Genomic DNA, 20,953 nt, shown 5'->3' with positions numbered 1-20,953 from the left:
GGCCGTTTATCCACCCGGCAAGGAGGAGGTGAATATGCGGCGTATGGTTCTGGCATGGCTGCTGTCCTGCATTTTACCCTCGGCGGACGCCAGCATGGTTATTGACGGCACACGGATTATTTTTCCCGGCGACAAAAAAGAGATCGCCGTCCGGGCCACCAATATGGGGGAGACCCCCTCTCTGACGCAGGTCTGGGTCGACGATGGCCGCGTGCAAAATCAACCGGAAAAAGATTCGGCGCCGTTTATTGTGCTGCCGCCGATTGTGCGTATCGAGCCGGGAAAGGGCCAGAGTTGGCGCCTGGTGTTCAACGGCAGCCGTCTGCCGCAGGATCGGGAGTCGCTGTTCTGGTTTAATCTGCTGGACATCCCACCTGAGCCGAAAAACGGCACGGCAATCAATTACCTCCAGCTCGCGATACGGTCGCGTATCAAGCTGTTTTACCGTCCGGCAGGCGTGGCGGCGGAAAAAATGGCGCCGGAGAATGCCCTGCGCTGGGCGCTGGCTCCCACGGGCAATAGGCTGCGGGTGAGCAATGCCTTATCGCGCTATATCACCATCGACAGCATCACCCTTAACGGACAAAAACAGTCCGCTGGCATGGTCGCCCCTTTTTCCTCGCTGGAGATCGCGCTTAAAGGGGTCGCGCTGCGTACGCTGCCGGAGAAATTCAGCTTCACCACCATCAATGATTACGGCGCGGTAGTGAATCATAATTATCCTCAGTAAGGACATTATTATGAAACTCAGGGAGATCAAGTTTGGGTTGATGCTGCTCCTTCCCTGGCAGGAGGCATGGGCGGCAGAGGCGTTTAGTTTTAACCGCGCCCATTTGCACGGCGCCGCGCAGGTTGATCTCCAGAAATATCAATACGGTAATCCGCTGCACGCCGGACAGTATCGCAGCACGCTCTCGGTGAATGGCCGGGACCTGGCGGAAGAAACGTTTGTTATCCAGGAACGCGATGGCCAGCTTGAGCCCTGCATCTCGCCCTCGCTGTTCGACGCCCTGCAGCTGAAGGATGCCCAGTGGCCGGCGGCGGCCACCTGCCTGCGCTTTTCGCAGATCAATAAGGCGATCGGCTGGGAGTATGACAGCGGGGAAAACGTCCTGCGGGTGAATATGCCCCAGGCGCTGCTGCAACCCCATTATCGGGGGGCGGTGAACCTGAAGAAGGTGGATAGCGGCGTGCCCGCCGCAGTGCTGCGCTATCAGGCCAACAGCTATCAGAGCATCGTCGACGGGGATAGCAGCAGCCATCATTATCTCGGGCTGGATGCCAGCCTGCGCGCCTTTGGCTGGCGTTTACATCACCAGTCCAGCTACCAGGCGCAGGAGGGGAATACACACTGGGATAGCATTGCCACCTGGGCTGAGAGAAGTGTAGTGAACTGGGCGTCCACGTTACGGCTGGGTCAGGGATGGACCGACGGAACCTTCTTTGACAGCGTCAGTTTTATCGGCGGCAGGCTGGCTACCGATGTGCGCATGCTGCCGGGCTCCCGCCGCGGCTTTGCGCCGTCGGTTAGCGGCGTGGCGCGCACCAATGCCCGCGTGACGGTCACCCAGAACGGCGCCCTGTTGTACGAGGCCACGGTTCCGCCGGGCAAATTCACCTTTGACGATCTCTATCCCACCAACGCCGGCGGCGATTTACAGGTAACGATCCATGAGGCGGACGGCAGTCAGGAGACCTTTACCGTGCCGTACGCCGCGCTGCCTGGCCTGGTGCGGGCAGGCGCGGTCTACTATGACCTGTCGCTGGGCTATCTGGATGAGGACGGGATCGCCGGGCGGCCGGGATTTGGCGAAGCCACGGTGCAGTACGGCTTCAATGACTATGTCAGCGGCTATTCCGGCGCCAACGCGACGACGGATTATTACTCGACGCTGGTCGGCAGCGCCTTCAATACCTACTGGGGGGCGCTGGCGGTCGATCTTTCCCGTTCTGCGGCGAAGGGCAGGGAACGCGGCTGGCAGGAGGGGTATCGCTGGCGGGTATCCGCATCAAAATCCTTCGCGTCCGATACGCGGATGCTGGTCTCGATGAGCCACAGCAACGACGGCAACTATCGTTCCATTCGCGACGCCGTCCGGGAGCACGACCGTCACCCCAACGACTGGCGGGATATGACCCGCTACAGCGCGACGTTGTCTCAGCAGGCCGGCAGCGGCAGCCTGTCGTTTAACGGAATCTGGAGTGAGGATGTCCGCCACCACCGCTGGCGCTCCTATCAGCTGGGGTACGCCAACCGCTATGGTCAGCTCAATTACTACCTGTACGCCCAGCAGAGTCAGGATATTCATCACCGCAATAATCAGGTGGTGGGCGTCTCCTTTTCGCTGCCGTTCGGGCTGGCGGGCAGCCTGACTACCCGCTTTAACCATGATAAGAACTATGGCAGCCAGCTGCAGTCCAGCTATACCGGCAGCGCTGGCGAGAAAAATGCCTTTAGCTATGGCCTGACCGCCAGCTACGACATGCCGCGGGAGAACCCGCACGAGGCCAGCGTTGGGGGCAACGGTAGCCTGCGTACGGATTATGCGTACCTGAATGCCAGCGCCAGCGCCGGTCGCCACCAGCAGCAGTACTCGCTGGGGGCATCGGGCGCCCTGGTGGCGCATCAGGGCGGAATGACCGCCACCCCCGAACTGGGGGAAACCTTCGCCATTGTGGAAGCGCCCGGCGCGGCGGGCGCTCGGGTGGCAAACCGCCTCGGACAGCCAATAAACCGCCAGGGTTTTACGATCATCCCTTACCTCGATCCCTTTACCGATAACTGGCTGGATCTCGATCCGCAGGGTCTGAACGACCATGTGGAGATTGTCTCCAGCAGCACGACGGTGGTGCCCGATTCGGGCGCGGCGGTGAAGGTCAAATTTGTCACGCGTACCGGCTATCCCTGGTTTGCCCATGTCACGCTGCCGGATGGCGCGGCGCCCCCGCTGGGCGCGGAGGTGTTTGACGACAGCGGTCGGGCGGTTGGCGCCGTCGGTCAGGGCGGGCTGCTGTATGCCCGGGTGCCGCAGGCCGACGGCAGCGTCTCGGTAGTATGGGGCGAACGCAGCGGGCAACGCTGCCGGTTGGCCTATGCCATCCGCGGCGACGCGGCGCAACAGGTTAGCCGCGGTACGCCGCATCAGGTCTGCCGGCCGGGAATAAAGGAGAAGTAATATGAAAAAAATCATCGCATCAGGGGTACCGCTTCTGCTGGCCGGCGGATACTGCGCCTCGCTGTCGGCAGCGTGCCAGATGGTCAGTGGCAAAACTATCGAGTATTCAGTGAACGTCAGCCAGGCCAGTATCAACCTTGACGTCAGCAATCGCCCCATCGGCTCCCTGCTATACAGCTACGGAGGGATGATTATCACTAATAACGAACGCTGGGAGATCGCCTGCAGCGGCAGCGAGCCCGGCGGGTTTCAGAGCATCGGCGGCTCACGGGTCGGCCCGGCGGGAGACGGCAAGCCCGGGGATATCTACAGCATCGACCGCCTGCCGGGCATTGGTTACAGCTTCCAGATGGGGGAACAGGATGGCATTAATTTCGATCCCCTGTTCACGGCCTGGCCCTCAGCGCCGGTATTTTCCGGCCAGCGCGCATTTCAGGCGGAAAATAAAAAACCGACCATCTATTTCTGGCGGATTGCCGATAACGGCGGTCTACCGCCGCCGGGCGAGTATTGCCTTAACGATTACCTTGGCGATATTTATCTTGGCGGAGTACAGGCGATGCGCTTTAGCGTCAGTGGGCTCTGTATTCAGGTCAAATCACCCACCTGCAAGATTACTGACGACAGTAAAAACATTAACGTCTTCCTCGGGCGGCATAACAAAACCGCGTTTACCGGGCTCAACAGCACCACCGCCCCGGTTCCTTTTAACATCAACCTGACGAACTGTGAAAATGTCGGCAGCGTGTTTATGCAGTTTAACGCGACGGTGGACAGCGCTGTCGCCGCCAACGAGGTGATTAAAATCGATGACCAACCTGAAGGCGCATCCGGACTTGGCGTGCAAATCCTCAGTGCCGGCGGCGCGCTGGTGCCGCTAAACCAGGTGAGCCAGGTCTGGTCCGGGAATAAAGGCAGTCAGACGAACTATCGTTTATCCTATCAGGCCCGCTATATCCAGACGCAGCCCGCAGTGACTGCGGGCGAGGCGAACGCCAGCGCGACCTTCGTGGCGACTTATAACTGATCGGCCTGACGGCGTGGCGTCGTCAGGCATGCGCCAGTAAAGGAAACATCAACTTCCTGTCTTTAAACAGGTTTTCCTTCTGGTCATAGACGAAGAGGATATCTTCTCCCTCTATTTTCTCATACTCGCCGAGCCGGTCTTCATTAGGGGTAAAACCGAGGATGGCCTGGTAAACATGGTCATCGGCCAGTTCGTTGACCAGCGTCGACAGGCTCTTACCCTCCTCGCAGAAGAGGTCAAAGCAGATCAGCACCGGACCGTTTTGCATGGCGATGACCACTGCCTCATTTTTTGCCGAGTAATAAACAAAATGCTTCATAAAGGCTGAGCAGTAAAACATCAGCAGGCCAAAGTTATGCTCCACCCGCAGCGGTGAGAACGGGTTGGATTTTTCATAGTAATGGCGGAGCAGGGCGACATCGTCAGCGCTGTCCATATCCAGTTTACGAAAATCACCGGCTCGCGGGGAAACCGGCATAATATATTGATGCTCTTCGCTGCGGGTGAAGCCAAATTTGGGGTAAAAATCCACCGTGGTGGGATTGGCGAATAAAAAGAAGGCGTCCGCCTCCTGCTGCCAGTCCTGCAGGATGTGATGGATAAGCTGGCCGGCTAATCCCTTATTACGGTGGTCCGGTTCGGTCATCACGGTGCCAATCTGAATATAACGCCGGGGCTCGCCCTGCCAGCGCAGGTCGATGATATTGGCCGAAGCGTTAGCGATAACTTTATTGCGTTCGACAAAGGCGTAGGGGATATAGGCGTCGGTCCAGTAACCTTGCTGATACCACTCTTCAAAAGACAGATCAAAAGTCTTAACGGCAAGGTCAATGAAGCTTTTTCTTAATGGGCTATTTTCTCTGACTTGCTTCACTAATTGATAATTCATTGTCATAGTTCCTTCTCACTATGGCTTCTGAAAGCGGCGACGTCGGCAAAGGCACTTGCGTCGAATGAGCGCTGTAAACGTAGCATATCTGGGAAAAGGATCCGCAATGTCGATGCTTAACCTTTGCCCCAGTCACAAATAACCGCATGCTGGCCATATCAGACCGGGCTGAACGGCCTGTTTGCGTTTGCTATCGCCATAATAGAGCGTGAGTAAACGAGGCACTGGTCGAGAGGCTGAGGCAAATGTACTGGCGATTTTATCGACAATCGGCCGCGCCGTAGAGGTTAGGTTTATTTATTTATGCATTAAACAGGAAATTTTACGCGATCTGCCTAATAATAGAGTAGCCGTCATCGCAAGGGCTGAAATTACTCAAGGAGCGACGTATAATAACGCCCTTTGTGTCTGAGTATTACCGCACGAATTGGAAAAATATAACATGCAGGATCCGCTACTTTATTTCGCGGTTTTTGCTCAGCTATTATTGAGTGAATTAACAGGATTACTATGTCAAATTTACCCAAATTTTCCCGCGCGCTTTTGCACCCGCGTTACTGGCTGTTGTGGCTGGGAATTGGCTTTTTGTGGCTGCTGGTGCAATTACCGTATCCGGTGATCTACCGTCTGGGAACGGCGCTTGGGCGGCTGGCAATGCGGGTGATGAAAAGCCGCGCGCGGATTGCCAGACGTAATCTCGAACTCTGCTTTCCCGAGATGAGCGCCGCCGACCGCGAGGCGCTGCTGGTGAAAAACTTTGAATCGCTGGGCATGGGGCTGATGGAGACCGGCATGGCCTGGTTCTGGCCGACGCACCGGGTGGCGCGCTGGACCGAGACCAGCGGCGTTAACGAGGTGGTGGAGCTTCTGGAACAAAAGCAGGGCATCTTACTGATCGGTATTCATTTTCTGACCCTCGAAATGGGGGCGCGAATGTATGGCATGTTTACCCCGGGCATTGGCGTCTACCGGCCCAATGATAACCCGCTGATTGACTGGCTGCAGACCTGGGGACGCTTGCGTTCGAACAAGACCATGCTGGATCGAAAAAATCTGAAAGGGATGGTCAGGGCGCTGAAAGAGGGGGAGATCCTCTGGTACGCGCCAGATCACGATTACGGCCCGGCCAGCAGCGTTTTTGCCCCGCTGTTTGCCGTCGAGCAGGCGGCGACCACCACCGGCACCTGGATGCTGGCGAAAATGTCCGGGGCGACGATTGTGCCGTTTGTTCCGCGGCGCAAGCCCAACGGCATGGGGTATGAATTGATCTCTCTGACGCCAGAGCGCACGCCGCCGCTGGCGAGCGCCGAGGTCACGGCGGCCTGGATGAATCAGATTATCGAACAGTGCATCCTGATGGCGCCCGAGCAATATATGTGGCTGCACCGGCGTTTTAAGACTCGCCCGGAAGGGGTACCGCCGCGTTACTGAACGCTTCGGCCGAAAAATAAGCGCATCGGTAGCACGCTCAGTAAATCGCCGTCTATACTGAAAGAGCCTGACTGAAGGCTAATTCCAAGGAGATTGCAGGATGAAAAAAGTGATAGTCGCGTTAGCCCTTTCCGCCGTTGCATTTGGCGCGTCCGCCGCACAGTTGATCACCAAAGAAGAAGTGAAACACTTCAAACTGACCAAGGTCGGACCGATCTCGGTAGGGCCGTCCGGTGGCGAGTTCTCTTCACCTTCCGATCTGCACGATCAGCTCTCTAAGCTGGCCGATGAGAAAGGCGGAAAATATTACGTGATTACCGCCGCGCGCGAGCATGGTCCAAACTTCGAAGCCACAGCGGAAGTGTATAAATAACCTTTTTAAAAGCGTGCCGTAGCGGCGCGCGACGCATTGAGCCTGGAGCGCGTTAAGCCTCCGGGCTCATTTTTTTTCTGCCATCGGAATTGCCTTAGGCAATTGCGGCAGCGGAAATGCGTTTTTATCGCTATATATAAATTTCATGATCACGATGTTAATGAATTATTGCTTTTTATTGTTGATAAAAAGCCAATTCTGACCTAATGCCTGAGGGAGTGACCCCTGGCAAAAATAGGTAGGACAAATGTGTTATCATCGCGCCTTTCCCTTTTTGTCTGGGGCTTTCTTGTATGCTACAACCTGTTGTTCGCGTCGGTGAATGGCTGGTAACCCCCTCTGTAAACCAAATCAGCAGGAAGGGGCGCCAGCTTACCCTTGAACCGCGTTTAATCGATCTTCTGGTCTTTTTTGCCCGCCATCCGGGGGAAGTGCTTAGCCGGGACGAGCTTATCGAAAACGTCTGGACCCGGAACGTTGTGACCAGCCACGTCGTCACGCAGAGTATTTCCGAACTGCGCAAGTCGCTCAAAGACGGCGACGACGTTAGCCTTGAGTACATCGCGACGGTACCCAAACGGGGGTATAAGCTCACGGTGCCGGTGATCTGGTGCACCGAGGAGGGGGAGGAACTCGCCCCGCAGGTGGAGGCGCTGACGCCTTCGTCGTCGACCGCTATTCCCGTGCCACCGGCTGCCGGTGGGCCGCCAGAAGCCCCCGACTCCTCCGCCGATCTTACCGCGCCGGTGACAGCGCCGGCGGCGGCTCCCGCTGTCGCCAGCGCGCCATCGGCCCGCAAACGCCTCACCACCGCCCTGGTGTGGGGGCTGTTCCTGTTGGCGCTGGGCACCTGTGTGGCGCTGGTGGCGCTGTCGAGCATGGAGTCGCGGCCGCCGGTCAACAAGGCGCGCCTGCTGCTCAATCCGCGCGATATCGATATCCACCTGGTCAATGGTAACTCCTGCGCCAACTGGTCGTCGCAGCACTCTTACGCGGTCGGCCTGGCCAGCCTGATCACCACCTCGCTGAACACCTTCTCGACCTTTATGGTGCATGACAAAACGGACTACAACATCAATGAGCCGAGCAGCTCCGGGAAAACGCTGACCATTGAGTTCGTCAATCAGCGCCACTATCGGGCGCAGCAGTGCTTTATGTCGGTCCAGCTGGTGGATAACGCCGACAGCTCGACGATGCTGGATAAACGCTACTTTGTGACCAACGACAACCAGCTGACCATTCAGAACGATCTGATGAACAGCCTGTCGGATGCCCTGACGCAACCGTGGCCGGCGCGGATGCAGGCGATGCTCAGGCAATATCAGCCCTCGCAGAGCGTGGCGTTAACCTATTTCTACCAGTCGCATCAGCTGTTAATGAAGGGCGATGTTGATTCATTAAGTAAAGCCAGTAGCCTGCTGGATGATGTGATTAAGCGGGCGCCGGATTTTATTTACGCCTATGCCGAAAAAACGCTGGTGGATGTATTACGCCATTCGCAGCAGCCGCTGGACGATAAACAGCTAGCTGCCCTCTACAGTGAGGTTGAGCGGGTAGGGGAGATGCCGGGTATTAAAGACATGGCGATTTATTATCAAATAAAAGCGGTAGATTCGTTGGGTAAGGGTAAAGTCGACGAAGCGAATACCGCGATTAACAGTGCGATTGATTTAGAGATGTCGTGGCTGAATTATGTGCTGTTAGGCAAAGTCTATGAGATGAAAGGAGAGAACCGACTGGCTGCCGATTCTTACATCACCGCGTTTAATTTACGGCCCGGCGGGGATACCCTGTACTGGATTGAAAACGGTGTTTTCCAGACATCAGTTAATCGGGTGGTACCGTATCTCGACAATTTCCTCTCTTCAGAATAAGTAAACCCTCATCATGCGCAAGGTTTTGGGCATGATGAGGTTAAATTTATGTTTCTCATGAAGCCTCTGGTTGTTATTTGTATTTAGCATTCAGGAGGCTTTGAATAACACTTCAGTAACACTCACATCCCACTCTAACCCCATGTAACTAAACGATGTTTATCTTTTTCTGACACCCTGTTGTCATGTTTATATGTTAAGCGAAAAAGGTCAAAATATCATTTGTCTGATGTTTGTTGTTATTTCACTTTATCTTTAGGACTTATCTCGTACAAATCAGTAATCTTGTTGGCAGTTGGTCGGGTCAATTAATGGTTCTGTATCATGATCTGTACCTCCCAAATAAACTTAGGAGAAAAACAACCATGAGTTCTGCCAAGAAGATCGGGCTATTTGCCTGTACCGGTGTCGTCGCCGGTAATATGATGGGGAGCGGTATTGCATTATTACCTGCGAACCTGGCCAGCATCGGTGGTATTGCCATTTGGGGCTGGGTAATTTCAATTATTGGTGCGATGTCTCTGGCTTATGTTTATGCCCGACTGGCCACTAAGAACCCGCAACAGGGTGGTCCAATTGCCTACGCCGGGGAAATATCTCCCGCATTCGGTTTCCAGACCGGTGTGCTTTATTATCATGCAAACTGGATTGGTAACCTGGCCATCGGGATTACCGCAGTTTCTTATCTCTCAACGTTCTTCCCAATTTTAAATAACCCGGTGCCAGCAGGTATTGCCTGTATTGCCATCGTGTGGATCTTTACTTTCGTTAATATGCTCGGCGGGACCTGGGTCAGCCGTCTGACCACTATTGGTCTGGTACTGGTGCTTATTCCAGTGGTCATGACCGCGGTTGTCGGCTGGCACTGGTTTGATGTCGCCACCTATCAGGCGAACTGGAACACCTCCAGCACCACCGATAGCCACGCGGTCATTAAAAGTATCCTGCTCTGCCTGTGGGCCTTTGTTGGCGTCGAATCCGCCGCCGTGAGTACCGGGATGGTGAAAAACCCGAAACGTACCGTACCGCTGGCAACCATGCTGGGTACTGCGATGGCCGGTATCGTCTATATCGCCGCGACTCAGGTTATCGCCGGTATGTATCCTGCTTCTCAGATGGCCGCGTCCGGTGCGCCGTTCGCGATTAGCGCCTCTACCATTCTCGGCGGCTGGGCTGCTCCGATGGTTTCCGCTTTCACTGCCTTCGCTTGCCTGACTTCTCTGGGCTCGTGGATGATGCTGGTTGGCCAGGCCGGTGTACGTGCCGCCAACGACGGTAACTTCCCGAAAGTGTATGGCGAAGTCGATAGCAACGGTATCCCGAAAAAAGGCCTGCTGCTGGCGGCGGTGAAAATGACCGCGCTGATGGTGCTGATTACCCTGATGAACTCCGCCGGTGGTAAAGCTTCTGACCTGTTCGGCGAACTGACCGGTATCGCGGTACTGCTGACCATGCTGCCTTACTTCTACTCCTGTGTTGACCTGATTCGTTTCGAAGGCATCAACATTCGTAACTTCGTTAGCCTGATTTGTTCGGTACTGGGTTGCGTGTTCTGCTTCATCGCGCTGATGGGCGCAAGCTCCTTCGAACTGGCCGGCACCTTTATCGTTAGCCTGATTATCCTGATGTTCTACGGTCGCAAAATGCACCAGCGCCAGAACAACGCAACGGATAACAACAGCCCCGCTAACGCGCACTAATCAGTAACCCTTTTTCCTGAGGCTCCTTCCATCACCTGTCATCACGCGACGGGAGGGGCTTTCTACATCTGGAGATTTGACTATGAACGTTATTGCAATCATGAATCACATGGGTGTTTACTTCAAAGAAGAACCCATCCGTGAACTGCATCGTGCTCTCGAACGCCTGGACTTCCGTATTGTCTACCCGAACGACCGTGACGACTTATTAAAACTTATCGAAAACAACTCTCGTCTGTGCGGCGTGATCTTCGACTGGGATAAATACAATCTCGAACTGTGCGAAGAAATCAGCAAAATGAACGAGTACATGCCGCTGTACGCGTTCGCTAACACCTACTCGACTCTGGACGTTAGCCTGAACGATCTGCGCATGCAGGTTCGCTTCTTCGAATATGCGCTGGGCGCTGCGGAAGATATCGCGAACAAAATCAAACAGAACACTGACGAATACATCGACACCATTCTGCCGCCGCTGACCAAAGCGCTGTTCAAATATGTACGTGAAGGCAAATACACCTTCTGTACCCCTGGCCACATGGGCGGTACCGCGTTCCAGAAAAGCCCGGTAGGCAGCATCTTCTATGATTTCTTTGGCCCGAATACCATGAAATCCGATATCTCCATTTCGGTTTCTGAACTGGGTTCCCTGCTGGACCACAGCGGCCCGCACAAAGAAGCGGAAGAGTATATCGCTCGCGTCTTTAACGCAGAACGCAGCTACATGGTGACCAACGGTACCTCTACTGCTAACAAAATCGTCGGCATGTACTCCGCGCCGGCCGGCAGCACCGTGCTGATTGACCGTAACTGCCACAAATCGCTGACTCACCTGATGATGATGAGCGACATTACGCCGATCTACTTCCGTCCGACCCGTAACGCCTACGGTATCCTCGGCGGTATTCCGCAGAGCGAATTTCAGCACGCGACTATCGCCAAGCGTGTGAAAGAGACGCCGAATGCGACCTGGCCGGTACACGCGGTGATCACCAACTCAACCTATGATGGTCTGCTGTATAACACCGACTTCATCAAGAAAACCCTGGATGTGAAATCCATCCACTTTGACTCCGCATGGGTCCCTTACACCAACTTCTCGCCGATCTATGAAGGCAAATGCGGGATGAGCGGCGGCCGCGTCGAAGGGAAAGTGATCTACGAAACCCAGTCCACGCACAAACTGCTGGCGGCATTCTCCCAGGCGTCGATGATCCACGTGAAAGGCGACGTAAACGAAGAGACCTTCAACGAAGCCTACATGATGCACACCACCACTTCCCCGCACTACGGGATCGTGGCGTCCACCGAAACCGCGGCGGCGATGATGAAGGGTAACGCCGGTAAGCGTCTGATCGACGGCTCTATTGAACGTTCCATCAAGTTCCGTAAAGAGATCAAACGTCTGAAAGGTGAGTCTGACGGCTGGTTCTTCGACGTCTGGCAGCCGGAGCATATCGATGGTCCTGAATGCTGGCCGCTGCGTTCCGACAGCGCATGGCACGGTTTCAAAAACATCGATAACGAGCACATGTACCTCGACCCGATCAAAGTCACGCTGCTGACGCCGGGGATGAAGAAAGACGGCACCATGGATGACTTCGGTATTCCGGCGAGCATCGTGGCGAAATATCTCGACGAACACGGCATCGTGGTTGAGAAAACCGGTCCGTACAACCTGCTGTTCCTGTTCAGCATCGGTATCGACAAAACCAAAGCGCTGAGCCTGCTGCGTGCGCTGACCGACTTCAAACGCGCGTTCGACCTGAACCTGCGGGTGAAAAACATGCTGCCGTCGCTGTACCGTGAAGATCCTGAATTCTATGAAAACATGCGTATTCAGGACCTGGCGCAGAACATTCACAAACTGATTGAGCATCACAACCTGCCGGACCTGATGTTCCGCGCGTTTGAAGTGCTGCCATCGATGGTGATGACCCCGTATGCCGCGTTCCAGAAAGAGCTGCACGGTCAGACTGAAGAGGTTTATCTCGAAGAGATGGTCGGCCGCGTCAACGCCAACATGATCCTGCCGTATCCTCCGGGAGTGCCGCTGGTGATGCCGGGTGAAATGATCACCGAAGAAAGCCGCCCGGTGCTGGAGTTCCTGCAGATGCTGTGCGAAATCGGCGCCCACTACCCGGGCTTCGAAACCGATATCCACGGCGCCTATCGTCAGGCGGATGGTCGTTACACCGTTAAAGTGCTGAAAGAAGAAAACAACAAGTAATAGACGCACACCAGGGAAGTGGCTTGCCACTTCCCTTTTTTCACGCTGCAAGGAGAACCTATGAAAACACCCTCACAGCCGCGCGCGATTTACTACATCGTTGCGATCCAGATCTGGGAGTACTTCAGCTTTTACGGCATGCGTGCCTTACTCATCCTTTATCTCACCCACCAGCTTGGCTTTGACGACAGCCATGCCATCAGTCTGTTCAGCGCCTACGCATCTTTAGTTTACGTTACCCCTATTCTCGGCGGCTGGCTTGCCGACCGCCTGCTCGGCAACCGCACGGCGGTGATTGCCGGGGCGCTGTTAATGACCCTCGGCCACGTGGTGCTGGGCGTCGAGTCGACCTCCGCATGGAGTCTGTACGTCGCGCTGGCGATCATCATCTGCGGCTACGGCCTGTTCAAATCCAATATCAGCTGCCTGCTCGGCGAACTGTACGCTCACGACGACCCGCGTCGCGACGGCGGTTTCTCGCTGCTGTACGCCGCCGGCAACGTCGGGTCGATCGCCGCGCCCATCGCCTGCGGACTGGCGGCGCAGTGGTACGGCTGGCATATCGGCTTTGCGCTGGCGGGGATCGGCATGTTTATCGGCCTGATGATTTTCTTAAGCGGCAGCCGCCATTTCCGGCATACCCGCGGCGTCGATAAACCGGCGCTGCGGGCAGTGAAATTTGTGCTGCCGACCTGGGGCTGGCTGCTGGTGATGCTGTGCCTGGCGCCGGTGTTCTTCACGCTGCTGCTGCAAAACAACTGGTCCGGCTATCTGCTGGCGATCGTCTGCCTGTTCGCCGCCCAGATGGTGGCGCGGATCATGATCAAAGCCCCGGAGCATCGTCGCGCGCTGTGGCAGATCGTCCTGCTGATGCTCGCAGGAACGCTGTTCTGGGTGCTGGCGCAGCAGGGCGGGAGCTCGATTAGCCTGTTTATCGACCACTTCGTCAATCGTCGCCTGCTGAACTGGGACGTGCCAACCGCGCTGTTCCAGTCGGTCAACGCGGTGGCGGTGATGGCGGCCGGCGTGGTGCTGGCGTGGCTGATGCGCCCGGAAGGCAGCGTGCGTTCGGTGCTGCGCGTCTGGCTGAAATTCGCTTTCGGCCTGCTGCTGATGGGCGGCGGCTTTATGCTGCTGGCGCTCAATGCCCGCCACGGCGCGGCTGACGGCCAGGCCTCGATGGGCATGATGGTCGCCGGGCTGGCGATGATGGGCTTTGCCGAACTGTTTATCGACCCGGTGGCGATGGCGCAAATCACCCGTCTGAACATGCCCGGCGTCACCGGGGTGTTGACCGGGATCTATATGCTGGCCACTGGCGCGGTGGCCAACTGGCTGGCGGGCGTGGTGGCGCAGCAAACCACCGAATCGCAAATTAGCGACACGGCGATTGCTGCCTATCAACATTTCTTCTCGCAGATGGGCGAATGGACCCTCGGCTGCGTGGCGGTGATGGTCGTTATCGCCTTTGCCGCGGCCTGTAGTGTGGGCAAACGCCGTGCGGCTGCCGGTGAAGTTACCGGCGGCGGCGCCTGACGCTCGTCCCGGCTGGTGGCGTAAACGCCTTATCCGGGCCGCTATTCGTAGCCCCGATAAGCGCAGCGCGACCGGGGGCATGACATCAACAGCGGAGCGCGAAGTCGCTCCTTGCACAGCTTAGTGAACAGGAGGAGGATATTCTGGCATGCGCGGAGGCCAACGATAAAAAATACCGTTACTGAAGCCATAGCTGAGTGAGATCAGCTTGGAGTGAATCCAGGATCGTTAAGATTGTGCTCTGGTGTCTTCCCAGAGACAGGCCGCGCGGAAGGGTGACCTGGTTCAATTTATCGAAGCTAGTTTGAAAGCAAGGTTATGAGGAATCCATATGTCTGAACAACAAGCACAAGGTGCCGATGAGGCCATTGACCTTAATAATGAACTGAAAACTCGTCGCGAAAAACTGGCTGCACTGCGTGAGCAGGGCGTAGCCTTCCCCAACGACTTCCGTCGCGATCATACCTCTGACCAATTGCATGCTGAATTCGATGCGAAGGATAACGATGAACTCGCTTCCCTGAACGTTGAAGTTGCGGTGGCTGGCCGGATGATGACCCGCCGCGTGATGGGCAAAGCCTCTTTCGTCACTCTTCAGGACGTCGGCGGCCGCATTCAGCTGTACGTGGCGCGCGATGACCTGCCGGAAGGCGTCTACAACGAACAGTTTAAAAAATGGGACCTCGGCGATATCATCGCCGCCCGCGGCAAGCTGTTCAAAACGCAAACCGGCGAACTCTCTATTCACTGCACCGAGCTGCGTCTGCTGACCAAAGCCCTGCGCCCGCTGCCGGATAAATTCCACGGCCTGCAGGATCAGGAAGTCCGCTATCGCCAGCGCTATCTGGATCTGATCGCCAACGAAGAGTCACGTCATACGTTCCGTATCCGTTCGCAGATCCTCGCGACCATGCGCCAGTTCATGGTGGCTCGTGGCTTTATGGAAGTCGAAACCCCGATGATGCAGGTGATCCCTGGCGGGGCGTCCGCCCGTCCGTTCATCACCCATCACAACGCGCTGGATCTGGATATGTACCTGCGCATCGCGCCGGAACTGTATCTGAAACGTCTGGTGGTCGGCGGTTTTGAACGCGTGTTTGAAATCAACCGCAACTTCCGTAATGAAGGGATCTCGGTACGCCATAACCCAGAGTTCACCATGATGGAACTGTATATGGCGTATGCGGACTACAAAGACCTGATCGAACTGACCGAGTCGTTGTTCCGCACCCTGGCGCAGACGGTGCTGGGCAAAACCGAAGTGCCATATGGCGACCAGGTGTTTGATTTCGGTAAGCCGTTTGAAAAACTGACCATGCGCGAAGCAATCAAGAAACACCGTCCGGAAACCAACATGGCGGATCTGGATAACTTCGACGCGGCGAAAGCGCTGGCGGAATCTCTCGGTATTCAGGTAGAGAAAAGCTGGGGTCTGGGACGTATCGTCACCGAAATCTTTGACGAAGTGGCGGAAGCGCATCTGATTCAGCCAACCTTCATCACCGAATACCCGGCGGAAGTTTCCCCGCTGGCGCGCCGTAACGACGTCAACCCGGAAATCACTGACCGCTTTGAATTCTTCATTGGCGGCCGCGAAATCGGTAACGGTTTCAGCGAGCTGAACGATGCCGAAGATCAGGCGCAGCGCTTCCAGGATCAGGTGAACGCCAAAGCGGCGGGCGATGACGAAGCGATGTTCTATGACGAAGACTACGTCACCGCCCTGGAGTATGGTTTACCGCCGACCGCGGGTCTGGGTATCGGTATCGACCGCATGGTGATGCTGTTTACCAACAGCCATACCATCCGCGACGTGATCCTCTTCCCGGCCATGCGTCCGCAGAAGTAATCCGTTGCACTCCCTCCCGGCCTGCGCCGGGAGGTCCTCCCTGCATTATCCCCATCCTGTCTTTTGCCCTGCTTTATGAACCGCTAACCGCTATTTATCGGGATGTTTTGCCGTGGCCAGACGCGCGACAATAGTGACCATTTCGCAAGGAGACGCTATGAGCAAATTTGGTATTGCCCTCATGACCGCGGCGGCTATTAGCCTGCTGAGCGGCTGCCAGGCGGCGAAGGAGAAGCATCCGACGCAGGAGGAACTGATCCGCCAGATGCAGCAGCGGGCCGCGGCCCCGGATACGCACACACTGCCGCCGGGCAAAGCCACGCAGGACCAACTGATGCGCTACGCCTTCACGCTCAGAGAGGCGGTTATGGTTCAATTGCCCAACAGCGCACGCTACCAGGGGAAAATATGCTCCGTGCGGCTGTCGCTTAACCGCAGTGCAAAACTGACCGGACTGCAGCAGGAGGGGGGCGATCCGGCGTTCTGCGCGGTAGTGACCGATGCGGTACTGCGCACGACCTTCCCGCCCTTTGCCAGCGAAGGGGTCTACCAGATCTTTAACCATCCGCTACTGGATTTTAAGCCTTAGCGCACCCGGCTTTCCGCCCCCGCCGGACGGCAGGGGCGGAGAGATTACTGCACTTTTTGCAGGGAGCCGCGCTGGCTGCCGTTTGTCCAGCTGCCGTTAAAGGCGTCGTTGAGGGTAAAGGCTGAACTTTTCACCCGGAAAGTCAGTTTGCCCTGGCTGGCTTTCGCCGCCTCGACCAGATGACCATGGGTTTTCACCGTTTTAGCGGTGACGACAATCTCATCAATTTTATCGCCATACTCCGTATAAACATACCAGGTGCCCACCCAGGGGCCGAAGCCGCTGCTGGCCTGCTGCGCGGCGGCGGCATTCTCGGCTTTGGTTTTATGAATATCGCAGGTGGTCCCGTCGGTCATCTGCGTGCAGCCGGAACGTTCAAGCTGTTCCCGGTATTTCGCGCTAATGGCGTGGGCCGGCGCGGCGGCGACCAGCGCCAGGGTGAGGGTGGTGAAAAGCCAGGTCTTATTCATCTTATTGTTTCTCATCGCGATAGCGGCGTGCATGGTCATAAAGGTTGATACACATTGGTGCATTCTCCCGGTGCGTCAGAATAAATATAACCGCAGCCATTCCTGATAAATAACTAGCAGGAAGGAGATGGGTTATTTATTGGTAAAACATCATTACCCTGATTTTATTTATCACTGTACCTTCCCGCTGCATGTCATATTATTGCAGAGAGAATGTTAAGTAATTGATGTTTTAAAAGTGACTATTTGTCACTTACGCAAATAACAGCAGGCCCGGCCTGGGCGCGCGGCTAAAGCCCGCGCCGGTGCGGTGTTGAGTTTTTTTCATATTGCTATCATCATATTTCGAATGAAAGGGATAACCTCTGAAGCGGGTTATTAAGCCAGTAATTTTTAGCCGCAAAATAAGCCGGCGGCAAGCATTATTTCCATTTATTTTTCAGGGTTACCTGAAATAGCGGATATATCGCCAGCGCAATGATGGATTTCCATCATTTCTCCGTTTTCATCGTCGGTCGTCGCCTGCTTATAGTGACGCCAGACAAGACCACAGGGTGAAAAGGAGAACAAGATGGCGACAGAGCATCTGCAGTGGGGCGTGAGCCCCCTGTGCTGGACCAACGATGTGCTGGAGGATTTAGGCGGCGATATCCCCCTGGATACCTGCCTGCGCGAGGCGCGGGAGGCGGGCTATCAGGGCATTGAGTTAGGACGGAAATTTCCCCGCCAGGCAGAGACGCTGGGCCCGCTGCTGGCGGCGGCTGACCTGCGCCTGGCGTCCGGCTGGTACAGCGGCTTGCTGGCCGAGCGCAGCGTGGAAGCGGAGCTGGAGGCGGTGCGGGAGCACGCGCAACTCCTCCGGCAGCTCGGCGCGAGGGTGATGGTTTACGGCGAGTGCGGGCAACTGCCGGGTGAAACCCCGCTTGATGAGCCTATTTCACTCTCGCCGCCGTTAAGCCGTGTCAGCCTGGCGGCGTATTGCCACAAGCTAAATACCTTTGCCGACCTGCTGCTGCGCGACTATGGCCTCCAGCTGGCCTATCACCATCATCTGATGATGCTGGTGGAGCACGATGACGAGCTGGAGCGGTTTCTGTCCCATACCCATGACAACGTCGGGCTGGCGTTTGATACCGGACACGCCTTTGTCGCCGGGGTCGAGATCCCGCGCGTGCTGCAAAAATATGGCCACCGTATCCGCCATCTGCATCTGAAAGACGTCCGTCCGCAGGTGCTGGGGCGTCTGTATCGTGAAAACCTGAGCTTTAACGAGGCGGTGCGCGCCGGGCTGTTTACTATCCCGGGCGACGGCTGCATCGACTATGCGCCGATCCTCGACTTCGTCCGGGACAGCGACTACCGCGGCTGGCTGATTATCGAAGCCGAGCAGGACCCGGCGATGGCGCCGCCGTTGGCCACCGCCCGCCGCGCCTTTGCCTGGCTGGCGCACCATTTTTCTTCCCCTTCACCGTCAGAGGAGCATGCATCATGAGCGCGCGGTTAAATATCGGTCTTATCGGCTCGGGTTTTATGGGTCAGGCACACGCTGACGCGTACCGTCGCGCGGCCATGTTCTATCCCGATCTGCCGAAGCGCCCGCATCTCTACGCGCTGGCGGATCAGGATCAGGCGCTGGCTGAACGCCATGCGGCGAAACTGGGGGCGGAAAAGGCCTACGGCGACTGGCGCGAGCTGGTAAACGATCCGCAGGTTGATGTGGTGGATATCACCTCGCCGAACCATCTGCACTACACAATGGCGATGGCGGCGATCGCGGCGGGTAAACATGTCTATTGCGAGAAGCCGCTGGCGGTCAACGAGCAGCAGGCGCAGGAGATGGCGCAGGCGGCACGGCGCGCGGGGGTGAAGACCATGGTGGCCTTTAACAACATCAAAACGCCGGCGGCACTGCTGGCAAAGCAGATTATCGCCCGGGGCGATATTGGCGAACCGGTGCGCTTTCGCGGCACCTTTGATCAGGGGTTTTATAACGACCCTAACCTGCCCTGGTCCTGGCGCTGCTCGAAAACCCTCGGCGGCAGCGGGGCGCTTGGCGACCTTGGCGCCCATACCCTGTCGGTCGCCCAGTTTTTGCTGGGCGGGATCCGCGAAGTGACCGCCAGCGCGCAAACCTGCCTGCGCCAGCGTCCGGTGCCGCAGCGCGATGCCGGGTATGCCAGCCGGGTCGCGGCCGATGCCGAGTGGCGGGAAGTAGAAAATGACGATCAGGTTCAGTGCCTGGTCAATTTCGACAGCGGCGCGGCGGGAGTGATTGAGGCCTCGCGCATCGCCGCCGGGCGGATCTTCGGCGTGTTCTGGGAGGTTTCCGGCACCGAAGGCACGCTGTATATGGACGGGGAGCGCTTTAACGAACTGCAGGTATATCGCTTCAACGATGATAAACACGACCGCGGCTTTAAGACGCTGTATGCCGGGAGCCAGATCCCGGCCTATGCCGGCTTCTTCGGCTTCGATTTTGGCGGCGGTGGGCTGGGCTATTTTGACGTCAAGGTGATCGAAGTGCATGACCTGGTGCAGGGGATTTGCGGGGAGGACGACTGCTATCCCAACTTCGAATTTGGTTTGCAGAATCAGCGCGTGCTGTCGGCGATTGAAGCCTCGATGGTCAGCCGCCGCTGGGTGAACGTGGTTAAAGACTAAGGAGCCGCTATGTTTCCCTCACACTTACCGATCCCGCGCCACCCGGCGGCGCAGAGCATTCCCTCCCTGCGCTGGGGCATTATCGGTCCTGGCTGGATCGCCGAGCGCTTTGTTCATGCATTGAAAACCTACAGCCGACAGCAGGTGGTGGCGGTGGCCTCCCGCAGCCAGGCGAAGGCCGAGCGGGTGGCCGCGGAATGGGGGATCCCCCAGGCTTACGGCCAGGTGGAGGAGATGCTGGCGCGCCCGGATATTGATGCGGTGTACATTGCGACGCCGCACAACCATCACTTTCCCGACGGCATGCAGGCGCTGAAGGCGGGTAAACACGTGCTGATTGAGAAGCCCTTCGCGCTCAACCTCGGCGAAGGGCGTGAGCTGCAGGCCGAAGCCGCCCGCCAGGGGAAGCTGGCGCTGGAGGCGATGTGGTGCGATTACGCGCCGAAATATGATGTGATCCGCCAGCTGCTGGAGGATGGGGCGCTCGGCGACCTGCATACCCTGCTGGCCGATCACGGCGAGTATTTCACCTCCGACCACCGCATCTTCAATGCCGACCTTGCCGGCGGGCCGATGATGGACCTCGGCAGCTATTTGACCTCGTTTGCGCTGATGGTGGGCGGCATGCCGCAGGAGATTGTCGCCCGCGGCAGCGCCACGGCGGAGGGGCTTAACGGTCAGACGTCGATGCTGTTTAGCTGGCAGAACGGGATGCAGGGGTTGTTAAACACGACGTTGTTCAGCAACACGCCGGGCGGGGCGGTGGTGGCCGGACGCCAGGCGACCCTGACGATCGACGGTCAGTTTTATGCCCCCGGCGGCTTCACGCTCGCCGCCAGCCAGGGCGGGCAGGCGCTGCGCTGGGAAGAGCCGCGCAATCGCTACGACCAGCTGTTCTGGCAGGCGGAGCATTTTGCCTGGTGCATCGGGCAGGGGTTGCAGGACTCGCCGCTGCGGCCGCTCAGTCGGGTGCTGCAGAATCTGCAGGTGATGGATGAAGTGCGGCGCCAGGTGGGCGCGGTGTTTAACGAAGAACGCTAAGGAGCCGGCCGGGCTTTGGTTTGCAGATAGCGCGAGCGTGTCTGCCATTGCCCGGCACCAGGACGCGTACGATGCCGGATGTCTGTTGCCCGGCGGCTCTGCGCTTG

The 20,953-nt window shown here is 57.0% G+C and carries 16 protein-coding genes; 14 read left to right on the top strand and 2 right to left on the bottom strand.

What is annotated here, in order from left to right; all coding sequences use genetic code 11:
• The first annotated feature begins 34 nt into the window (after positions 1–34).
• From FHW76_RS08075 to FHW76_RS08065, 3 genes are read left to right on the top strand one after another with little or no spacing between them, the layout of a single operon-like run.
• Positions 35–730 carry a molecular chaperone gene (locus FHW76_RS08075; protein ID WP_183476530.1) on the top strand — a complete coding sequence of 232 codons (696 nt, stop codon included), beginning with the start codon at positions 35–37 and terminating at the stop codon, positions 728–730.
• 10 nt (positions 731–740) lie between these two features.
• Positions 741–3,176, top strand: a complete 2,436-nt coding sequence (locus tag FHW76_RS08070; RefSeq protein WP_183476528.1) for a fimbria/pilus outer membrane usher protein — start codon at positions 741–743, stop codon at positions 3,174–3,176.
• Between the two features lies 1 nt (position 3,177).
• Positions 3,178–4,203: a fimbrial protein gene (locus FHW76_RS08065; protein ID WP_168239742.1), complete on the top strand. Its 1,026-nt coding sequence runs from the start codon at positions 3,178–3,180 to the stop codon at positions 4,201–4,203.
• Positions 4,204–4,225: 22 nt separating this feature from the next.
• Here FHW76_RS08065 and FHW76_RS08060 read toward each other — a convergent pair whose 3' ends face one another.
• Positions 4,226–5,092: a GNAT family N-acetyltransferase gene (locus FHW76_RS08060; protein WP_012542565.1), complete on the bottom strand. Its 867-nt coding sequence runs from the start codon at positions 5,090–5,092 to the stop codon at positions 4,226–4,228.
• Positions 5,093–5,602: 510 nt separating this feature from the next.
• Between FHW76_RS08060 and FHW76_RS08055 the strand changes: the two genes are divergently transcribed.
• The 8 genes from FHW76_RS08055 to FHW76_RS08020 all read left to right on the top strand — a co-directional run bounded on the left by FHW76_RS08055 (position 5,603) and on the right by FHW76_RS08020 (position 16,674).
• Positions 5,603–6,523 (top strand): Kdo(2)-lipid IV(A) acyltransferase, encoded by a 921-nt coding sequence (locus FHW76_RS08055; RefSeq protein ID WP_008805482.1) that lies wholly within the window; start codon positions 5,603–5,605, stop codon positions 6,521–6,523.
• A 100-nt stretch (positions 6,524–6,623) separates the two neighbouring features.
• Positions 6,624–6,896: a DUF1471 domain-containing protein gene (locus FHW76_RS08050; RefSeq protein WP_002892402.1), complete on the top strand. Its 273-nt coding sequence runs from the start codon at positions 6,624–6,626 to the stop codon at positions 6,894–6,896.
• 293 nt (positions 6,897–7,189) lie between these two features.
• Positions 7,190–8,770 (top strand): lysine decarboxylation/transport transcriptional activator CadC, encoded by a 1,581-nt coding sequence (cadC, locus tag FHW76_RS08045; RefSeq protein WP_008805483.1) that lies wholly within the window; start codon positions 7,190–7,192, stop codon positions 8,768–8,770.
• 365 nt (positions 8,771–9,135) lie between these two features.
• Positions 9,136–10,470 carry a cadaverine/lysine antiporter gene (gene cadB, locus FHW76_RS08040; protein WP_008805484.1) on the top strand — a complete coding sequence of 445 codons (1,335 nt, stop codon included), beginning with the start codon at positions 9,136–9,138 and terminating at the stop codon, positions 10,468–10,470.
• An 82-nt stretch (positions 10,471–10,552) separates the two neighbouring features.
• Positions 10,553–12,700, top strand: a complete 2,148-nt coding sequence (cadA, locus tag FHW76_RS08035) for a lysine decarboxylase CadA (RefSeq protein ID WP_012968785.1) — start codon at positions 10,553–10,555, stop codon at positions 12,698–12,700.
• A gap of 60 nt (positions 12,701–12,760) precedes the next feature.
• Positions 12,761–14,236, top strand: coding sequence for a dipeptide permease DtpD (dtpD, locus tag FHW76_RS08030; protein WP_012542563.1), 1,476 nt, complete (start codon positions 12,761–12,763; stop codon positions 14,234–14,236).
• Positions 14,237–14,567: 331 nt separating this feature from the next.
• On the top strand, positions 14,568–16,085 hold the full coding sequence (lysS, locus tag FHW76_RS08025) for a lysine--tRNA ligase (RefSeq protein ID WP_004202393.1): 1,518 nt from the start codon (positions 14,568–14,570) through the stop codon (positions 16,083–16,085).
• 157 nt (positions 16,086–16,242) lie between these two features.
• Positions 16,243–16,674, top strand: a complete 432-nt coding sequence (locus FHW76_RS08020; protein WP_012968783.1) for a cell envelope integrity TolA C-terminal domain-containing protein — start codon at positions 16,243–16,245, stop codon at positions 16,672–16,674.
• Positions 16,675–16,718: 44 nt separating this feature from the next.
• Here FHW76_RS08020 and FHW76_RS08015 read toward each other — a convergent pair whose 3' ends face one another.
• Complete coding sequence (locus FHW76_RS08015) at positions 16,719–17,144, bottom strand: hypothetical protein (RefSeq protein WP_032736131.1); 426 nt, start codon at positions 17,142–17,144, stop codon at positions 16,719–16,721.
• A 571-nt stretch (positions 17,145–17,715) separates the two neighbouring features.
• On the opposite strand from FHW76_RS08015, the gene iolE reads away from it, so the two are divergent.
• The 3 genes from iolE to FHW76_RS08000 are packed head-to-tail and all read left to right on the top strand — an operon-like array spanning position 17,716 to position 20,846.
• Complete coding sequence (iolE, locus tag FHW76_RS08010) at positions 17,716–18,636, top strand: myo-inosose-2 dehydratase (protein ID WP_032729506.1); 921 nt, start codon at positions 17,716–17,718, stop codon at positions 18,634–18,636.
• Entirely contained in the window at positions 18,633–19,805 is a 1,173-nt protein-coding gene (locus FHW76_RS08005; RefSeq protein ID WP_043875664.1) for a Gfo/Idh/MocA family protein, read from the top strand. Before iolE ends, FHW76_RS08005 begins: the two co-directional genes overlap by 4 nt.
• Before the next feature lie 9 nt (positions 19,806–19,814).
• Complete coding sequence (locus tag FHW76_RS08000) at positions 19,815–20,846, top strand: Gfo/Idh/MocA family protein (protein ID WP_183476526.1); 1,032 nt, start codon at positions 19,815–19,817, stop codon at positions 20,844–20,846.
• The last annotated feature ends 107 nt before the right edge of the window (positions 20,847–20,953 follow it).

It is taken from the genome of Klebsiella sp. RC2, assembly GCF_014192815.1.
GTDB classification, from domain to species: domain Bacteria; phylum Pseudomonadota; class Gammaproteobacteria; order Enterobacterales; family Enterobacteriaceae; genus Klebsiella; species Klebsiella variicola.
Note: the sequence above shows the minus strand (reverse complement) of the source record. Positions and strands in the feature narration are given on the sequence as shown.

Coding starts and splice junctions, on each gene's coding strand:
- FHW76_RS08075 (WP_183476530.1), top strand. CDS start 35: ATGCGGCGTATGGTTCTGGCATGGCTGCTGTCCTGCATTTTACCCTCG.
- FHW76_RS08070 (WP_183476528.1), top strand. CDS start 741: ATGAAACTCAGGGAGATCAAGTTTGGGTTGATGCTGCTCCTTCCCTGG.
- FHW76_RS08065 (WP_168239742.1), top strand. CDS start 3,178: ATGAAAAAAATCATCGCATCAGGGGTACCGCTTCTGCTGGCCGGCGGA.
- FHW76_RS08060 (WP_012542565.1), bottom strand. CDS start 5,092: ATGAATTATCAATTAGTGAAGCAAGTCAGAGAAAATAGCCCATTAAGA.
- FHW76_RS08055 (WP_008805482.1), top strand. CDS start 5,603: ATGTCAAATTTACCCAAATTTTCCCGCGCGCTTTTGCACCCGCGTTAC.
- FHW76_RS08050 (WP_002892402.1), top strand. CDS start 6,624: ATGAAAAAAGTGATAGTCGCGTTAGCCCTTTCCGCCGTTGCATTTGGC.
- cadC (WP_008805483.1), top strand. CDS start 7,190: ATGCTACAACCTGTTGTTCGCGTCGGTGAATGGCTGGTAACCCCCTCT.
- cadB (WP_008805484.1), top strand. CDS start 9,136: ATGAGTTCTGCCAAGAAGATCGGGCTATTTGCCTGTACCGGTGTCGTC.
- cadA (WP_012968785.1), top strand. CDS start 10,553: ATGAACGTTATTGCAATCATGAATCACATGGGTGTTTACTTCAAAGAA.
- dtpD (WP_012542563.1), top strand. CDS start 12,761: ATGAAAACACCCTCACAGCCGCGCGCGATTTACTACATCGTTGCGATC.
- lysS (WP_004202393.1), top strand. CDS start 14,568: ATGTCTGAACAACAAGCACAAGGTGCCGATGAGGCCATTGACCTTAAT.
- FHW76_RS08020 (WP_012968783.1), top strand. CDS start 16,243: ATGAGCAAATTTGGTATTGCCCTCATGACCGCGGCGGCTATTAGCCTG.
- FHW76_RS08015 (WP_032736131.1), bottom strand. CDS start 17,144: ATGAATAAGACCTGGCTTTTCACCACCCTCACCCTGGCGCTGGTCGCC.
- iolE (WP_032729506.1), top strand. CDS start 17,716: ATGGCGACAGAGCATCTGCAGTGGGGCGTGAGCCCCCTGTGCTGGACC.
- FHW76_RS08005 (WP_043875664.1), top strand. CDS start 18,633: ATGAGCGCGCGGTTAAATATCGGTCTTATCGGCTCGGGTTTTATGGGT.
- FHW76_RS08000 (WP_183476526.1), top strand. CDS start 19,815: ATGTTTCCCTCACACTTACCGATCCCGCGCCACCCGGCGGCGCAGAGC.